The following is a 15,911-nucleotide window of genomic DNA, read 5'->3' on the forward strand; positions in this document are numbered from 1 at the left end:
TCTACGCTCCCATTTCGAAAGGCCCTCATGTCTGCCATCACGACGCTCGACAAGTCCACTGTCCTCGCTCGCGCACAAGCGGCGATCAACAACCGCACCCGCTACGTCGAGATGCTGTTCGACGCCGCGATCGGTGCCGCCGCCGCCCACTCCGCGGTTGCCGATGCACGGGAAACCGCTGCCATCGCGGACACAGCGTTCGAGAAGGCGTACCGCGACGCGGTCGCCGTAGGATGGACCCCCGCCGAACTCAGCGCCGCCGGCCTCCCCACCTCCTCCGCTCCTCGCAGGCCCGCACGACGCAGCACCCCCCGCCGCAGCAGAACCACACCGGCGCCGACAACTAGCGATACCTCCACCGCACCGGACGACAGCGCTTCGAACGACCAGCAGGCGACGGCATGACCGCTCGGGCACGGCGGTCGTAGTGACGGTTTAGCGGCGCACCCCGGCCTGAGTGCTCGGCTGCGCCCCCCGGCGCGGGATGCGGCAAGCGCTGGCGGCGACGACAGGCGCGTCCGGATCGACTGGCATTACTTCGGTACTCAACCTGTTCCGGCGCGCCAACGGCCCGGCCAGCTCACCGGCGTCATCTCGGTGATCAAGAACGGCCGCGATTGCAAGGACGTCGTCACTCAGCTCGCCGCCGCTCCCGCACTCGATAAATCGGGATTCAAAACTGTCGCTACCGGGCTACGCAAATGCATAACTGGGTGACGACAGGAACCCATGACAGAAGCGGAACTCAGAAAGCTGTTCCTCGCACTCACCTAATCGGTCGCAGACAGCGCCCGCCGAACGAAGGTGCTTGCTGCTCGTGATGAACTCACCCGGTTCACGCGCTCTTGCGAACCCGCCCAGCATGACCTGGATCGCACGTCAAAACAGCAGGCACTCCGCATCACCAACTGGACCGTCACCCGTGCCGCACCAGGTGCGATACAAATATTGGGCAACGCGGGCATGCACCTCCAGCTGATCCGCGAGCTCGGCCCAGTCCGCGCCGTGGGCACGCTCAGCATCGAGCCACCGACCTCTTTCGAGCCCTTCCATAGTGAGTGTTCCGTCGGCCTCGGAATAGCGGTCATCGATGGTGAGATCAGCCCTCATGCGTGCGCTCCCAGGGCTCGGAAGGTGTTGAGCCGCTTCCACGCTGCCCGCTGGGCAGTACCGAGTTCGACCATGTAGTCGAACAGCTCGTCCTCGGGACCTTGTTCGGCGGCCTGGATGAGTCGCTGTCCGGTCATGTGGAACGAACGCCGGTAGGACTGGGACAGCACGATGTCGGCGTAGTGCACGGCGGCGGAGGATCCGGTGGTGTCGGCGGTGACGACGTCCGCCAGCGCTCGGCGCAGCGGTGCATCCTTCTGCCCTCCCCCGGCCCGGTGCAGGACAGCGGCGACGGAGGCGGGGTCGTGCGGCTGTCCGCTGGTGACGAGGTCGGCGAGGACGGTGAACAGTTCCGCGTAGGCGGGCACGGCGAAGTCGGCCGGCACCAGGGCGTCGGTGACGCGGACAGCGGCGGCGCTGTCGGTAGACCACATGAGCGCGCAGAGGGTCAACGATTCCGGGTCGGTCCGCGGGTCGAGGCCGGCGCTGGTGTCGACGCCGGGGTCTGCGGCGTCGGGTGCGAGGTCGAGGACCGGGTCGCTCGGGTTCCGCTCGGGTTCGGGGACGGCCCGTAATGCGCTCATGACGTCCTGGCCTTACCGAGTGTCGGTGGAGTCGGCGGCCGGGTGGATGTTCCAGGGGCCGGGGACGACGACGGCGCTGGTGGTTTCGGCGGCGAGGTCCGCTTCGATCTGAGCGGCGATGAAGTCGTGGTCGGGCTGGTAGTCGAACGCGAGGTGCGCCATGACGGGGTCTCCTTCGGATCGGTGGTGGGCTGCGAGTTCGGTTCGGTCAGGCCGCGGCGGCGACGAGCTGCTCGATGCGGCTCACCCGATGTCCTGACCAGTGGGTGTCGGGGCCGGCGACCACGACGGGTGCGGACAGGTAGCCGAGGGCGAGGACGTAGTCGCGGGCTTCGGTGTCGACGCTGATGTCGACGGCGGTGTAGTCGAGGCCGGCCTTGTCGAGCGCCCGGAACGTCGCCCGGCACTGCTGGCCGTTGGGCTTGGTGTAGACGGTGATTCCGGACATGAATTGCGCCTTTCAGCTATTCATGAAGTGTTTCTACCTTAATTCATGGAGGTGATATTTTCTACCCCTAGACAGTACTTTTCTATGAATTTGATCTGGTTGTATCTGTTGTGCCGCAACATCACTGGAGGTGGCGGACAAACTCAACCTTAGTTGCGACCTCAGCGGTCATTATTTCGCGTTTGAATCGTCACCTCCGGGAGTTCTTTACGGTGTTCGCCTAGGATTGCGGAATGATGCAACCGCGAGTGGAGTCGGCGTGGGTGGCGATGACGGGATCGGTGCGCCATTGAGTCTCGCGTCCGAGGTCGAGATCGAGGCAATGATGTCGGGGGCACCGGTCTGAGAGACGCTGCGCGCACCGTTACTCCCGCCGATGTGGACGTGGTGTTCCCGCCGGCGGATCTCGCCCCCGGCCTCGTATAACGCACTGACGTCCAACATGCTGGTCCCACCCTTCTCTGCCTCACCACGGCCACGCGCTGTCGGAGCGCATCGACCCGTGCGACGTCTGGTTCAATGCTGCCCATGACCAGCGAACCTGGACGTACCACGAATTTCACCCCGGCCGTAGGTGTCGAGGTCACAGTCGCCACGCCCGGACTCGACCGGCCCGAACCAGGTTGCATCATCGACGACTTCGGTGATGCGCTGCTCGACGCGGCGGCTACGGGTCGCGCTTGGGCGCCGGCGCGCCGGTGGGCTGTCGCGCTGAAATCGGGGCGGTTGGTGTTCGCCGACTCCGGTGATCTCGCACCGCCCGGACCGAGGTGACGCCGCAGGTCGGCCTCATCTCCGGTGCGGTGTTGTTCTATGCCGCTGCCGCGACTCTGTTCGTGGTCAATCTGCTCCTCGGCCGCCGAGTAACACCGGACGGCGATGTATCCGGCAACTCGTGTCGGGGAGAACACGAGAACGTACAGTCCGAAGAAGAATTGCCACGCGACCGCAACGACGCCAACCGAGACCGACTCGATGCGGCCATTGTCTGTTTGATGTTGGCGACAGTGTTCGCTGTGTCGGCCGCTGGCCTGTAGGAAACCCGACCACCACTTCGGGGCAGGTACGCCACACCACCCTCGAATTCCGTCACCGATAACGGCGTCTCGAAGATTGTCGACGCGAGAGAAGGTCTGCACCCCGTCGCGTTCAGGTCTTCCTGTTCGCGCGTCGTGAGTTCAGGGTGCTCCGACGGCTCCGTGGTTCGACTTCCGGCAGCGACGTCGTGCAATGCCTCACGTCGGTCGAGGAGTCATAGACCGACCGGCCTGAGAGTGATTCGAGAAATAATGTCACCCAGTGAAATCGTAGGGTCGACCCACGTGAGCATGCTCACTACCGTGCCGACCATGACCACGACACGCACCCGAGTCGCCATCGTCGGTGGCGGCCCGGCCGGCCTCCTGCTTTCCCATCTGCTGCACATCGCCGACATCGACAGCGTCGTTCTCGATACCCGGACTCATCACCAGATAGCAACGACACACCGTGCCGGCATCCTGGAGCAGGACAGCGTTCGTCTGCTCGTCGACAGTGGAGCATCTGACCGAGTCCTCGCCGACGGCCACGAACACACCGGTATCGATCTGCGCTTCGACGGCGCCAGCCACCGCATCGACTTTCGCCGTCTCGTCGATGCTTCCTGCTGGCTCTATCCTCAGACCGACGTGTTCCTCGATCTCCACGCATCGCGCACACGTGACAAGGGCGATCTTCGATACGGTATCGCCGATACCGAGATTCACGACGTGGACGATCTTGACGACACTCCGCACGTGACGTTCACCGATTCCGAGGGATTGACCCACCGAGTCGTCGCCGACATCGTTGTTGGGGCGGACGGCTCTCGAAGTACGTGCCGCACGTCGATCCGCGGGGCGTCTCAGTTTTTCCGTGAGTACCCGTTCGCCTGGTTCGGTGTTCTCGTGGCTGCACCGCCCAGTGCACCGGAGTTGATCTACGCCCGGCACCAGGACGGCTTCGCCCTGGTCAGCCAGAGGACCGCTGATGTGCAACGTATGTACTTCCAGTGCGATGCGTCAGAGGACCCAGCAACGTGGTCGGACGACCGAATCTGGGAACAGATGCAGACCAGGCTCTCGGGACACGACGGTTTCGAACTGCTGCAGGGACCCGTTCTGGAGAAGGCCGTGTTGCCTTTCCGCAGCTTTGTGCAGACACCACTGCGCAGTGGACGACTCCTGCTCGTCGGAGACGCCGGCCATACTGTGCCGCCGACAGGCGCCAAGGGGCTCAATCTTGCTCTTGCCGATGTGCGTGTCTTGGCCGAAGTGCTCGAGCGAGCACTCGGGAAGCGGGACCTCGATGCCTTGTCCGAATACAGCGACCGCGCACTCGAACGAGTGTGGAAGGCGCAGCACTTCTCGTACTGGATGACGACAATGTTGCACCGCCTTCCAGAAACATCTGCGTTCGACGAGCGCCGTCAACTCTCCGAACTTGCAAGCATCGCCGGATCTGAAAACGGGGCCGCCTACCTCGCCGAGGGATATACCGGATGGTCGAACGGAGGTCGTCCGTGAGCACCACGCCAGAATCCCACCAGCCGCACCGCCGAACGACAGACGCCTCCCTGTTGTACCTCTCGGGTACTTCCACATCGGGCGCAGCCACGTCAGGCCCTTACCGTGATCAGTCGGCTGACCACGCACCGCGGGATTTCGCCGACTACCGCACCACCTCATTACGACATCCGCGCTCACCGTTGGTGCTTCTACCGCAGAGGCTCACCGAAATCACCGGTCCAGTTCTGGGCGAGGAACGTGTGACCGAGGCAGACGCCGACCTGACGCGGGTCAACGGCGGCGAGGCTCAGGGACAACGCATCATCGTGCATGGTCGCGTGCTGGACAGCGACGGACGCGCGATTCCCCATGCTTTGGTCGAGGTATGGCAGGCCAACGCGGCCGGACGCTACCGACACGCGCTCGACACGTGGCCCGCACCGCTTGATCCGCACTTCGCAGGTGTCGGGCGGGTACTGACCGATTCCACCGGCCACTATTCCTTCACCACCGTCAAGCCCGGCGCTTATCCGTGGGGTAACCACGGTAACGCGTGGCGTCCCGCACACATTCACTTCTCACTGTTCGGAACCGCTTTCACGCAGCGCCTCGTGACGCAGATGTACTTTCCGGACGACCCTCTCTTTTTTCAGGATCCTATTTACAATTCGGTACCCGATGGGGCTCGTCAACGGATGGTCAGTGTCTACGATCACGATGCGACCCGTGAGAGCTGGGCACTCGGGTTCCGCTTCGACATCGTTCTGCGGGGTCGCAACGCCACTCCGTTCGAAGGACATGATCATGACGACTGATTCCTCGAACACTGTTTTCGTCCCGCGCTACTCATCGGAAACCGGCAATTTCACGACGGTACCGTTTGGACAGACACCGTCGCAGACGGTCGGCCCTTACCTGCACATCGGACTACCTTGGCCCGATGGACCCGACGTCGTTCCACCCGGGACAGCCGGAAGCATAGACGTCTCCATCACTCTGGTGGACGGGTCGGGCGATCCGATTGCGGATGCGATGATCGAAACTTGGCAGGCCGACGCTGCAGGACGATTCGATCACGACGACGATCCACGAGGCCGCGTGCGACTGTCACCGAGGGGATTTCGTGGCTTCGGACGTGCTGTAGCGAACGAGAACGGAACCGCTGTCGTGCACACTGTCAAACCGGGTCCACTCCCAGCGGAGGAAGGCCGGATCGAGGCGCCTCACATCGACGTCGGAATTTTCGCCCGAGGAATGCTCGAACGTTTGGTGACCAGAGTGTATTTCCCGGACGAGCAGGATGCCAATGCAGCAGATCCCGTGCTGGCCACGGTGCCAGCTCATCGACGGTCTGCTCTCATCGCCGATACCGTGCCTGGTGGTTATCATCTACGCGTCGTCGTGCAGGACGCGGACGGGTTCGAGACCCCGTTCTTTCTGTTGTGAGCTCGCCGCTGTTCGATCCGGTGTTCGGATCGTCCGCAGTGTCGACGGCGCTCAGCGACACCGCATGGGTCCGCGCGCTGCTCGATGTCGAAGTAGCGCTCGGATACGCCTGCGCGTCCGCTGGCCTGATCCCGGGCGGTGATGCCGAGGAAATTGAGCGCGCAGCCACATATCTCGCCGAAGAATGCAATATCGTCGCGCTCGGCCACGAAGCCGCGTCCGGCGGCAATCCGGTCATACCACTCGTTGAGTGGCTACGGCGTACGGCAACCGTGGCGCCGCGGTCGGTCCACCACGGTGCTACCAGTCAAGACGTCATGGACACAGCGCTGATGCTCCTGCTGCGGCGCGCGGGAGACTCAGTTCTCTCCGACGCCCGTCGCTGTGTCGACGCGGCCGCAGATTTGGCGCGCCGGCATCGCGACACCACGATGGTGGCGCGAACGCTGGGACAGCAGGCCGCACCGACCACATTCGGGGCAGTTGCCGCCGGGTGGGCGGTCTCGATGTACGACGCGGCCACTCTGTTGTCGTCCGCTCTCGAATCCGCCGTAATTCAGATCGGCGGAGCCGCCGGCACTCTGGCTGCACTTCACCCAGAAGGTAGGACCGTGTCGACCGCACTGGCAGCGAGACTCGGACTACGGGAGCCACCCGTACCCTGGCATACCGACAGGGTTCCTCTCGCGCGAATCGCCACAGCGTTCGGTGTCATGGCCGGTGCATGCTCCGGTCCCGCCCTGACGATAACTCTGCTCAGTACGACAGAAGTAGGCGAGGTGGCGGAGAGCGCACCCGGCGGATCGTCAGCCATGCCTCACAAACGCAACCCCGTGGCAGCGATCACCGCTCGCGCTGCGGCATCTCGTGTCCCCGGCGCCGTCGCCACCATTCTGTCCACGATGTCGCACGATCATCAACGCGCGTCGGGATTGTGGCACGCCGAATGGCTTACCGCGGTCGACGTCGTCCGCGGTACCGGGGGGGCGACGGCGCGACTCGCCGAATCGTTGACCGGGTTGCGTGTGCACGCCGACGTGATGCGTCGGAATCTGGGCATCACGGGTGGAGCTATCTTCGCTGAACGCGTGACCGCTGCACTGGCACAACATGTCGATGACGCCCGCACGATCGTCACCGAGGCTTGTATGAGTGGCCGACGGCTCGACGACGACCCCCGAATACTCGACCACCTGGGTCGCGATGTCGTGCTAACCCTGCTGGACCCAGACCACTACACCGGCCACGCAGGAGACCTCGTCGATTCCGCCCTTGCTCATGTTTCCAACCCCGAGATGAGAACCCCGTGACAGTTTCACTCGCGCACGAAGTCGTCGCCGGCCCTGCCGGGGCCGGCACCGTCGTACTACTCGGATCACTGGGGTCGGACCGCTCCATGTGGGCACCTCAGGTCGGGCCTCTGTCTGCAGTGGCGACAGTGGTCACAGCTGATCATCGGGGCCATGGTGGCAGCCCTGCACCGGCGGGCCCGTACACGATCGCAGACCTCGCATCCGATGTGCTCGCGTTGCTCGATACTCTCGACGTGGCGAGCGCCCATTTTGTCGGGTTGTCCCTGGGAGGGGCGGTCTTCCAGTGGATCGCCATTCACAGACCAGAAAGAGTCGCGTCCCTCACGTTGTTGTGTACTGCTGCACAATTCGGAGACCCCACGAACTGGACAGCACGCGCCGACGACGTCCGACGCCATGGGATCGGCGCCATCGCCAGCTCGGTCGTCGAGCGGTGGTTCACACCTGCACTCGCCCAACGAGATGCCCGACTTGTCGAGCGATCGCTCGACATGATTCGCGCTGTCGACGACGAAGGGTACGCAGCCTGTTGCGAAGCTCTCGCGCGATGGGATGCCCGACCGGACCTCGACCGTATCTCCGCGCGCACCCTGATTATCGCCGGCGACCACGATCCCGCGACGCCACCGTCAGTGATGTCCCTACTAGCAGCGAGTATTCGAAGAGCAACGATGAACGTGATCGGTCCCGCGGCCCACATCGCTAGCATCGAGCAGGCTGGCATCGTCACAGATCTTCTTCTCACTCATATCGGGATCGCCCTCAGCCGCACGCTGGCCACGTCCGTCGGTACCACCGTCCGTCGCTCCGTTCTGGGCGACGACCATGTCGATCGCTCTATCGCTGCGACAACCTCTTTCACGGAACCTTTTCAGGACTTCATCACCCGCACTGCGTGGGGCGACATCTGGAGCCGACCCGGCCTCAGCCACCACACCAGACGGTTGCTCACCATCGGGATCCTGACGGCCGTTGGAAACGAACACGAACTCGACATGCACATTCGCGCAGCTCTTCGAGCAGGAATCGACCCCGACGAACTCGCGGAAGTATTCCTCCATACCGCCGTGTATGCGGGCGTCCCGAACAGCAACCGAGCCTTTGCTCTGGCGAAGACCGCCATTGATGAGGCTCAGTGAAAGACCCCGGAGACACGACACCGTCATCGGTCACAGTGCGGGTGATGCAGGCGTCGCGACTGGCTTCCGGCGTCGCACCGACACCGCCCAATTGCAGACATAACCGAGATTCGTGGCTCGTAGACGTACCCCCGGCTCTTGTCTGTAGGACGGTCGTCTCTCTCCCTGAGCGCAACGGATCTTCTGCATGTCTCCACGCTCTCACCGGAAGACCTGACTCCGCCTGGTTCCACCCGTTGACAGCGACGACCACCCCTGACAAAATCGTCTGACGCCGTTAGGACAACTGTCCCAACAATCACGGGAGCGCCGAATGCCGACCGCTATCGAACATCTCGACTACTTCACAAGTCTGCCCCGTTCTTACTACGTCTCTCAGGAGATCTATGACGAAGAGCTGCAGAAATTATTTTACCGCCAATGGCTCTATGCGGGGCACGTCAGCCAAGTACGCGCACCGGGAGATTTCTTCAGCCGCAGCATAGGTCCGGAAAGCTTGATTTTCACCCGGGACCACGAGCTTCGCTTGAAGGCGTTCTACAACGTCTGCAGACACCGGGGTGCACAACTTTGCACCACCGGAACGGCCGGTACAGCAAGTCGCCTTGTATGCCCTTATCACAATTGGACATACGGGATGAACGGCCAACTTCAAGGAGTTCCCGGATCCCCGGACACGACGACTCTCAATTATTCGGATTGGCCGTTGCACGAAGCATATTGTGACATTTTCCACGGCGGGATCTGGGTCTGGTTAGGCAATCCTGACGAGGCGCCCCCGCTAGCGGATACACTTGGCCCATCAGTCAGCAATATCGAACTTTTACGACGAATGGAACCTGAACGTACCAAGATTGCGTGTCAAAAAGAGTATATCGTCAAAGCAAACTGGAAGTTGCTCTTGGAGAACAACTGCGAATGCTACCACTGCCCCGGAGCGCATCAGTCGCTTTCCGCCACATGCGATTACTCGGGATTTTATACCACATCGCAACACGACACAGGCGGAAACCAACGTCACTTCCCATTGCGCAAGGGAATGAAATCATTCTCGATGGACGGCGAATGGGTCTCATCCAAACCACTCGGCGCTGGCTTCGTGCCGGACCTCAGCGTAGGATATCTCAATATTCCATTCTTTACCGGACCAGTTTACTTCGCTGACCATGCTGTCAGCTTGGATATTGCACCGATCGACAAAGACACCACGCGTCTGGTTTCGCAATGGTTCGTTCATGAAGATGCCGTCGAAGATGTGGACTATTCGATCAAAACCTTGACTGAAATATTCGATATAACGAACAAAGAAGATTGCGGACTTGCTGAACTGAACCAGCGAGGTGTCAATTCACATCGGTTTGTTCCGGGGCCCAACAATCCAGTTCGAGAGGCACTCATCAAAACGGCGTTGAACCAGTATCTGGAACTGATGAAGCCATCTTGATCCCGGTCATAGTCAGGGTGCTCAGGTGTGGTCGACGTGGTTTTGAGGAAGTCCACACGCCGATCGAAAAATCTCTTCAACCTCTGCTGCGTCCAGATTGTCACTCGACCTGAGCGCACGCTGCGACAGTTCTCCGGACAGCAAGGTAGTGGTGAGCGCTGCTCTAGCACCGATCATGGGCGCCAGTAAGTCCAGCCACATCGAATCCCACTCATTGACAACCTCGCGCAAGCCGGTCCGCCTCAACGCTGCAACGTGCAGTTCGCCGAAAACCACAATCTTCGCCGGATCCTGACGAACGCCTTCGACAACATAGGCAGCGAGCAGTTCCGGCAATTGGCTGACCGACTCGAGACCTGAGAGGCGCCTGCGAAAAGCTTGCATCTCGAGCGCGACGACTTCCACTAGAGCGGCCTGCAAAAGGTCCTCGATGGAATCGAAGTAGTACGAGGGGGCTGAAGCAGGCACCCCGGCAGTGACAGCAACCCGGCGGTGCGTCAACCCCTCGACACCGAAATCCGCGATGACCGTGAGAGTTGCATCAATGATTCGCTGGCGCCGACTGCGATCCGGACGGCGCGGCGCGGTCTTCGTACGTGTCATCACGTTACATGCTATTCGACGGGCACGGCGGGTCCCGAGAAGATGGCAGTTCGACCAGTTGCGCCGCACGTCGGACCACGAGGGGTCTCCGTTCACGCACCAACCGGGCCGTCTCAATCAAATGCGAGTTACCGCACTGAAAGGCAATATATGAAGAACGAGGCATGGTTGCTTCTGTCGTTCGCAATTACAATCGAAGTAGCAGGGACGATGTCATTGAAGATGGCGGCCACCACGTCGCCGATCTGGTATTGCGGTGTTCGTGATCGGTTACGGCGTGTCGTTCGCACTACTTGCATTGATACTGCGAACCGGCGCTCCGATAGGAGTCGTTTATGGGGTATGGTCGGCGGTCGGCATCGCCCTGACAGCGTTGCTGGGGGCCGTACTGTTCGATGACCACCTGAACGCCGCGATAGGTACCGGAATAGTTCTTGTGATAGCGGGTGTTGTCTTGATCGAGACTGGTTCCACATCGCCGGGGGCCAGCACAGATGTCGAACTGAGCAGTATGTGATGTGGTGGTTTCTAGGTGCAGCTATTTTGTCTGAGGTTGCAGGTACCGTATCGCTGCGTGCGTCGGAGGGGGGGCGCCGGAAGAAATGGTTGATTCCGGTCGCTGTAGGCTATGGAGCGGCATTTGTGCTCCTTGCCAAAACCTTGGGCGCTGGCATGAGCGTCGGTATTGCTTATGGAATCTGGGGCGCATGCGGAGTGGCGCTGACATCGATCGCGGGACACTACATATTCCATGAGCGTTTATCGGCGAGGATGGCATTCGGAATCGTACTGATCATGTTCGGGGTATTGTGCATAGAACTGGGCGCAAGTCACTAGAGCTACTCAGATCATCTCAGCGCGGTATCTTGCGAGTCGACAGATGTGGCGGCCTCGGCGGCGGGTCGGTTCGCACATCGGGATCGACACCGGTCAGACTTACGTCTCACGTGATCGCACGAACGTCGGGCACACTGCCGAGATAATTATTCCACATGTGAAAACTATGATTCTGCTAATCCGACGTCTGTCTTGATATCGAAGGAGCACCGGGCGCATTGCCTTGTTCGGCGACCGGATAGCTTCTGCCACAGAACGCCGGCCGATGCCCGACCGGGTGTCGATGAGCGGCGAAATGGGCGCTGCGTGTGTTGACCAAGCCGTCATCTACGCGCAGCGCCCACTTCCATCGGTCGTCCGGTTCGTTACCCGGCGCCGTGTTCAGTATCCGCGCGCGATCCATTCCTCGAGATGAGGTGACTCGTCGCCGATCGAGGTCCCGTCGCCGTGACCGGTGTTCACGATCGTCTCGGGCGGGAGTGCGAACAGACGTTCCCGGATGCTGCCGATGATGGTCGGGAAGTCGGAGTACGACCGCCCGGTGGCGCCCGGTCCACCGGAGAACAGTGTGTCGCCGCTGAACAGGTGACCGGCTTCCGGGAGGTAAAGGCAACTGGACCCCGGTGAATGACCGGGCGTGTGAATTGCGACCAGTTCGGTCCCTGCCACTCCGATTTTAGCGCCGTCGTCGAGACTCCAGTAGGAGAAGTCGGGGTGCGATGCTTTCCAGAGCACGTCGTCTGCGGGGTGCAGCAGCACGGGTGCGTTACAGAGCTCTCCGAGCTGGGGCGCGACCGTCACGTGATCGTTGTGTCCGTGGGTGCACACCACGGCGACGACCTTCCGGCCACCGACGGCGTCGACGATCGGGCCGGCGGCGTGAGCGGCATCGATCACCACGACCTCGGAGTCGTCGCCGACGATCCAGATGTTGTTGTCGACGTCCCAGGATCCGCCGTCGAGCTCGAACGTGCCGGAGGTGACGACCCTTTCGACCCGGAAGCCGGATGGCGTGGTCACAGAACCACCACCGAACGCAGGACCTGGCCCTTGGCCATGGTGTCGAACGCCGCTTCGACGTCGTCGAGCGAGATGCGCTCGGTGACGAACTTCTCGAGGGGCAACCGGCCCTGCTTATAGAGATCGACCAGCATCGGGAAGTCGCGCTCGGGCAGGCAGTCGCCGTACCAGGACGACTTGAGCGACCCACCGCGGCTGAAGAAGTCGATGAGCGGCATCTCGAGGGTCATCTCCGGCGTCGGGACACCGACGAGGACGACGGTGCCGGCGAGGTCGCGGGCGTAGAACGCCTGCTTCCACGTCTCCGGACGCCCGACGGCGTCGATGACGACGTCGGCCCCGAAGCCGCCGGTCAGTTCCTGGATGGCCTCGACCGCATCCACGTCGGAGGCGTCGACGGTGTGTGTGGCGCCCAGATCGCGAGCCCACTCCAACTTTCCCTTGTCGCGGTCGACCGCGATGATCGTGCCTGCGCCTGCCAGCCGAGCCCCGGCGATCGCGGCGTTGCCGACGCCGCCGCATCCGATGACGGCGACGGAGTCACCGCGTCCGACGTTGCCGGTGTTCATCGCCGCGCCGAGGCCTGCCATCACGCCGCAGCCGAGCAGTCCGACGACGGCGGGGTCGGCGGAGGGGTCGACCTTGGTGCACTGGCCCTCGTGGACGAGCGTCTTGTCCGCGAATGCTCCGATGCCCAGTGCCGGAGACAGTTCGGTTCCGTCCTCGAGCGTCATCGTGCGGGAGGCGTTGTGGGTGTCGAAGCAGTACCAGGGCTCACCGCGCTTGCAGGCACGACACTGTCCGCACACTGCGCGCCAGTTCAGGACGACGAAGTCTCCGACCTCGACGTGTGTCACCGCATCACCGACGGTCTCCACGACACCCGCGGCTTCGTGGCCGAGCAGGAACGGGAACTCGTCGTTGATTCCACCCTCGCGGTAGTGCAGGTCGGTATGGCACACACCACACGCCTGGATCGTCACCACGACGTCGTTGGGACCGGGATCCGGAACGACGATGGTCTCGATGGACACCGGAGCACCCTTGCTCCGAGCGACGACAGCACGCACTGTTTGGGGCATTTTCTCTCCAAAAAATTGTGGATTGGTTGAGTCGAAGCTGATGTCAGCGGGATTTTCGACGGTCTTCTGACACGGGCCGGCAACATTACGGGGCTCCATCAACTGCCGAAAGTACCTCCGCGCGCGAAGACCGATCAGTACAGCTAGGCAGACATTCCGTCGGAGTGCCTTCCCTTTGCCTATGAGCACGCGCTCCGCACGAATGGGCCGTTCAGTTCTTCGGAGAACATTGCCCAGGCCAGTTCATCGCTTGTCGGCACCGTGGGGATTGACCCGCGCGGTGACACGAGATTGGCCACGCCTCACTTTCCCCCGACTCTCTGTGTTGCAGAGACTTTTAACGACGGTTGACCGAATCATGTTCGAGATGCCACCAAGTCGAGGGCGATGTCGGTTATCAGGTCCTCTTGGCCACCGACCAACCCTCGTTCGCCGACTGCCATAAGGATGGTTCGGGTGTCGAGTCCGTACTGCTTGGCTGCAGCTTCGGCGTGGCGCAGAAAGCTCGAGTAGACACCTGCATAGCCGAGTGTGAGAGTCTCACGGTCGACCTGCACGGGTCGATCCTGCAACGGACGCACGATGTCGTCGGCGGCATCCTGCAGACCGAACAGGTCGCAGTTGTGCTTCCACCCGTACAGGTCCGCGACCGCCACGAAGGGCTCGATCGGGCAATTGCCGGCACCGGCACCGTGTCCTGCCAGCGACGCGTCGACGCGTGTGACACCTTCCTCCACCGCGGCGATGGAATTGGCCACTGACAACGACAGGTTCTGGTGAGCGTGGATCCCGATCTGCGTGTCCGCATCAAGTACATCGCGGTAGGCGCGTACCCGCTCACGAACCCCGTCCATCGTCAACCGCCCACCGGAGTCGGTGACGTAGACACACTGCGCGCCGTAGGACTCCATCAGCTTTGCCTGGTCCGCCAGCTGTGCGGGCTCGGCGAGATGGGACATCATCAAGAACCCGGCAACATCCATTCCGAGTTCGCGTGCTTTCTGGATGTGCTGCGCAGCCACATCCGCTTCCGTGCAGTGCGTTGCGACTCTTACCGAGGTCACTCCCAGTTTGTATGCGTGCTCGAGCTCGGTGACGGTTCCGACTCCCGGAAGCAGCAACGTTGTCAGCTTCGCCCGGTGCACGACCGCAGCGGCGGCCTCGATCCATTCCCAGTCAGTGTTACTACCGGGACCGTACGTCAAGCTATGGCCCGCGAGACCGTCACCGTGTGTCACCTCGATGGCATCGACCCCGGCGCTGTCGAGGGCGCTGGCAACACGGGCAACATTCTCGGGGCTGATGCGATGTCGCATGGCATGCATGCCGTCACGAAGAGTGACGTCCTGAATGTAGAGCGCGGCGCCGTCCGTCACGTTGGGCCGGGCTGTCGTCTCGCTCATCGCGCTTTCTCCATGTTGTTCTCGGCGATTTTCTCCGCAACCTGTATGGCGGCGGAGGTCATGATGTCGAGGTTTCCTGCATAGGCTGGGAGGTAGTGGGCGGCGCCTTCGACTTCGAGAAAAACGGACACCTTCCACAAGTTCGGGCCTCTGTCGATGCCTCCGGTCAGGGTTCTGACAGACTCCGCGTCGTCGAGGCGTGCGAACTGGACCTCCTGTTTGAGTCTGTAACCGGGGACGTACGCCGATACTTTTCCAACCATGTTCTGAATTGATCTGCGGATTTCCTCCTGGTCAGGATCGGAGACGAGCAGGAGGACGGTGTCACGCATGATGAGCGGGGGTTCTGCTGGGTTCAGGACGATGATGGCTTTGCCGTACGCGGCGCCACCCACCTCAACGATTGCCTCGGAGGTAGTTTCGGTGAACTCGTCGATGTTCGCGCGGGTACCAGGTCCCGCAGATTTCGACGCGATGGAGGCCACGATCTCCGCGTAATGAACGGAGGTGACCGCGGAGACAGCCGCCACGATTGGAATGGTGGCCTGACCACCGCAGGTCACCATGTTCACATCGGTTGCCCCGAGATGTTCGTCGAGATTGACTGCCGGCACTACGTACGGACCGATCGCTGCAGGAGTCAGGTCGATCAAGCGCTTGTCGTGCGGCCGGAGGGCTTGTTCGTTGGCCAGGTGCGCTTTCGCAGAAGTGGAATCGAAGATGATGTCGATGTCGTCGAAGTCATGGTGTTCGATGAGACCCTGCACGCCGGAATCGACAGTGTCGATCCCCATGCGACGGGCGCGCGCCAGACCGTCGGAGGCTGGATCGATACCGACGAGCACGGCGATCTCGAGGTTCTGTGCAACGCGTTTCAACTTGATGACGAGATCGGTGCCGATGTTGCCTGATCCGATCACTGCGACCTTGGACTTACTCATATGGTCCTCACGTGCC

Annotated in this window: 21 protein-coding genes; 12 read left to right on the forward strand and 9 right to left on the reverse strand. The window is 61.9% G+C overall.

Features of this window, described 5'->3' with window-relative positions; all coding sequences use genetic code 11:
- The first annotated feature begins 27 nt into the window (after positions 1 to 27).
- Both OG947_RS21745 and OG947_RS21750 read left to right on the forward strand, forming a co-directional pair.
- Entirely contained in the window at positions 28 to 405 is a 378-nt protein-coding gene (locus OG947_RS21745; protein ID WP_328814203.1) for a hypothetical protein, read from the forward strand.
- A 117-nt stretch (positions 406 to 522) separates the two neighbouring features.
- A complete protein-coding gene (locus tag OG947_RS21750; protein ID WP_442973144.1) occupies positions 523 to 717 on the forward strand; it encodes a metal-sensing transcriptional repressor in 195 nt (64 codons plus the stop codon).
- Positions 718 to 879: 162 nt separating this feature from the next.
- Here OG947_RS21750 and OG947_RS21755 read toward each other — a convergent pair whose 3' ends face one another.
- From OG947_RS21755 to OG947_RS21770, 4 genes are read right to left on the reverse strand one after another with little or no spacing between them, the layout of a single operon-like run.
- Positions 880 to 1,110 (reverse strand): hypothetical protein, encoded by a 231-nt coding sequence (locus OG947_RS21755; protein ID WP_328814204.1) that lies wholly within the window; start codon positions 1,108 to 1,110, stop codon positions 880 to 882.
- Positions 1,107 to 1,694, reverse strand: a complete 588-nt coding sequence (locus OG947_RS21760; protein ID WP_328814205.1) for a DnaB-like helicase N-terminal domain-containing protein — start codon at positions 1,692 to 1,694, stop codon at positions 1,107 to 1,109. The genes OG947_RS21755 and OG947_RS21760 overlap by 4 nt, the downstream gene beginning before the upstream one ends.
- A 12-nt stretch (positions 1,695 to 1,706) precedes the next feature.
- Complete coding sequence (locus OG947_RS21765) at positions 1,707 to 1,856, reverse strand: hypothetical protein (RefSeq protein WP_328814206.1); 150 nt, start codon at positions 1,854 to 1,856, stop codon at positions 1,707 to 1,709.
- A 46-nt stretch (positions 1,857 to 1,902) separates the two neighbouring features.
- Positions 1,903 to 2,142: a glutaredoxin domain-containing protein gene (locus OG947_RS21770; RefSeq protein WP_328814207.1), complete on the reverse strand. Its 240-nt coding sequence runs from the start codon at positions 2,140 to 2,142 to the stop codon at positions 1,903 to 1,905.
- A 528-nt stretch (positions 2,143 to 2,670) separates the two neighbouring features.
- Between OG947_RS21770 and OG947_RS21775 the strand changes: the two genes are divergently transcribed.
- The 8 genes from OG947_RS21775 (at position 2,671) to OG947_RS21810 (ending at position 10,009) form a co-directional block, all read left to right on the forward strand.
- Positions 2,671 to 2,916: a hypothetical protein gene (locus OG947_RS21775; protein ID WP_328814208.1), complete on the forward strand. Its 246-nt coding sequence runs from the start codon at positions 2,671 to 2,673 to the stop codon at positions 2,914 to 2,916.
- The gene (locus OG947_RS21780; RefSeq protein WP_328814209.1) at positions 2,913 to 3,179 is read left to right on the forward strand and encodes a hypothetical protein; all 267 of its coding nucleotides are present in this window, start codon (positions 2,913 to 2,915) and stop codon (positions 3,177 to 3,179) included. Before OG947_RS21775 ends, OG947_RS21780 begins: the two co-directional genes overlap by 4 nt.
- Positions 3,180 to 3,491: 312 nt before the next feature.
- A complete protein-coding gene (locus OG947_RS21785; protein ID WP_328814211.1) occupies positions 3,492 to 4,685 on the forward strand; it encodes a 4-hydroxybenzoate 3-monooxygenase in 1,194 nt (397 codons plus the stop codon).
- A gap of 50 nt (positions 4,686 to 4,735) precedes the next feature.
- Positions 4,736 to 5,482 carry a protocatechuate 3,4-dioxygenase subunit beta gene (gene pcaH, locus OG947_RS21790; RefSeq protein WP_328814297.1) on the forward strand — a complete coding sequence of 249 codons (747 nt, stop codon included), beginning with the start codon at positions 4,736 to 4,738 and terminating at the stop codon, positions 5,480 to 5,482.
- Positions 5,472 to 6,113 (forward strand): protocatechuate 3,4-dioxygenase subunit alpha, encoded by a 642-nt coding sequence (pcaG, locus tag OG947_RS21795; protein ID WP_328814212.1) that lies wholly within the window; start codon positions 5,472 to 5,474, stop codon positions 6,111 to 6,113. Before pcaH ends, pcaG begins: the two co-directional genes overlap by 11 nt.
- Positions 6,110 to 7,423, forward strand: coding sequence for a lyase family protein (locus OG947_RS21800; RefSeq protein WP_328814213.1), 1,314 nt, complete (start codon positions 6,110 to 6,112; stop codon positions 7,421 to 7,423). Before pcaG ends, OG947_RS21800 begins: the two co-directional genes overlap by 4 nt.
- On the forward strand, positions 7,420 to 8,565 hold the full coding sequence (pcaDC, locus tag OG947_RS21805; protein WP_328814214.1) for a bifunctional 3-oxoadipate enol-lactonase/4-carboxymuconolactone decarboxylase PcaDC: 1,146 nt from the start codon (positions 7,420 to 7,422) through the stop codon (positions 8,563 to 8,565). Before OG947_RS21800 ends, pcaDC begins: the two co-directional genes overlap by 4 nt.
- A 313-nt stretch (positions 8,566 to 8,878) precedes the next feature.
- The gene (locus OG947_RS21810; protein ID WP_328814215.1) at positions 8,879 to 10,009 is read left to right on the forward strand and encodes an aromatic ring-hydroxylating oxygenase subunit alpha; all 1,131 of its coding nucleotides are present in this window, start codon (positions 8,879 to 8,881) and stop codon (positions 10,007 to 10,009) included.
- 21 nt (positions 10,010 to 10,030) lie between these two features.
- Here the strand turns inward: OG947_RS21810 and OG947_RS21815 are convergent, their stop codons facing one another.
- Positions 10,031 to 10,612 (reverse strand): TetR/AcrR family transcriptional regulator, encoded by a 582-nt coding sequence (locus OG947_RS21815; RefSeq protein ID WP_328814217.1) that lies wholly within the window; start codon positions 10,610 to 10,612, stop codon positions 10,031 to 10,033.
- A 277-nt stretch (positions 10,613 to 10,889) separates the two neighbouring features.
- Here OG947_RS21815 and OG947_RS21820 point away from each other — a divergent pair, with 277 nt between their 5' ends.
- Positions 10,890 to 11,129: a DMT family transporter gene (locus OG947_RS21820; RefSeq protein WP_328814298.1), complete on the forward strand. Its 240-nt coding sequence runs from the start codon at positions 10,890 to 10,892 to the stop codon at positions 11,127 to 11,129.
- Entirely contained in the window at positions 11,129 to 11,449 is a 321-nt protein-coding gene (locus tag OG947_RS21825) for a DMT family transporter (protein WP_328814299.1), read from the forward strand. The genes OG947_RS21820 and OG947_RS21825 overlap by 1 nt, the downstream gene beginning before the upstream one ends.
- Before the next feature lie 381 nt (positions 11,450 to 11,830).
- Here OG947_RS21825 and OG947_RS21830 read toward each other — a convergent pair whose 3' ends face one another.
- The 4 genes from OG947_RS21830 to OG947_RS21845 form a co-directional block, all read right to left on the reverse strand.
- Entirely contained in the window at positions 11,831 to 12,469 is a 639-nt protein-coding gene (locus OG947_RS21830; protein WP_328814218.1) for an MBL fold metallo-hydrolase, read from the reverse strand.
- Positions 12,466 to 13,551: an S-(hydroxymethyl)mycothiol dehydrogenase gene (locus OG947_RS21835; RefSeq protein ID WP_328814219.1), complete on the reverse strand. Its 1,086-nt coding sequence runs from the start codon at positions 13,549 to 13,551 to the stop codon at positions 12,466 to 12,468. Before OG947_RS21835 ends, OG947_RS21830 begins: the two co-directional genes overlap by 4 nt.
- Before the next feature lie 356 nt (positions 13,552 to 13,907).
- On the reverse strand, positions 13,908 to 14,954 hold the full coding sequence (gene dmpG / locus OG947_RS21840; protein ID WP_328814220.1) for a 4-hydroxy-2-oxovalerate aldolase: 1,047 nt from the start codon (positions 14,952 to 14,954) through the stop codon (positions 13,908 to 13,910).
- Positions 14,951 to 15,895, reverse strand: a complete 945-nt coding sequence (locus OG947_RS21845) for an acetaldehyde dehydrogenase (acetylating) (RefSeq protein ID WP_328814221.1) — start codon at positions 15,893 to 15,895, stop codon at positions 14,951 to 14,953. The genes dmpG and OG947_RS21845 overlap by 4 nt, the downstream gene beginning before the upstream one ends.
- Between the last annotated feature and the right edge of the window lie 16 nt (positions 15,896 to 15,911).

The sequence above is a fragment of the Rhodococcus sp. NBC_00297 genome (genome assembly GCF_036173065.1).
GTDB lineage: Bacteria > Actinomycetota > Actinomycetes > Mycobacteriales > Mycobacteriaceae > Rhodococcoides.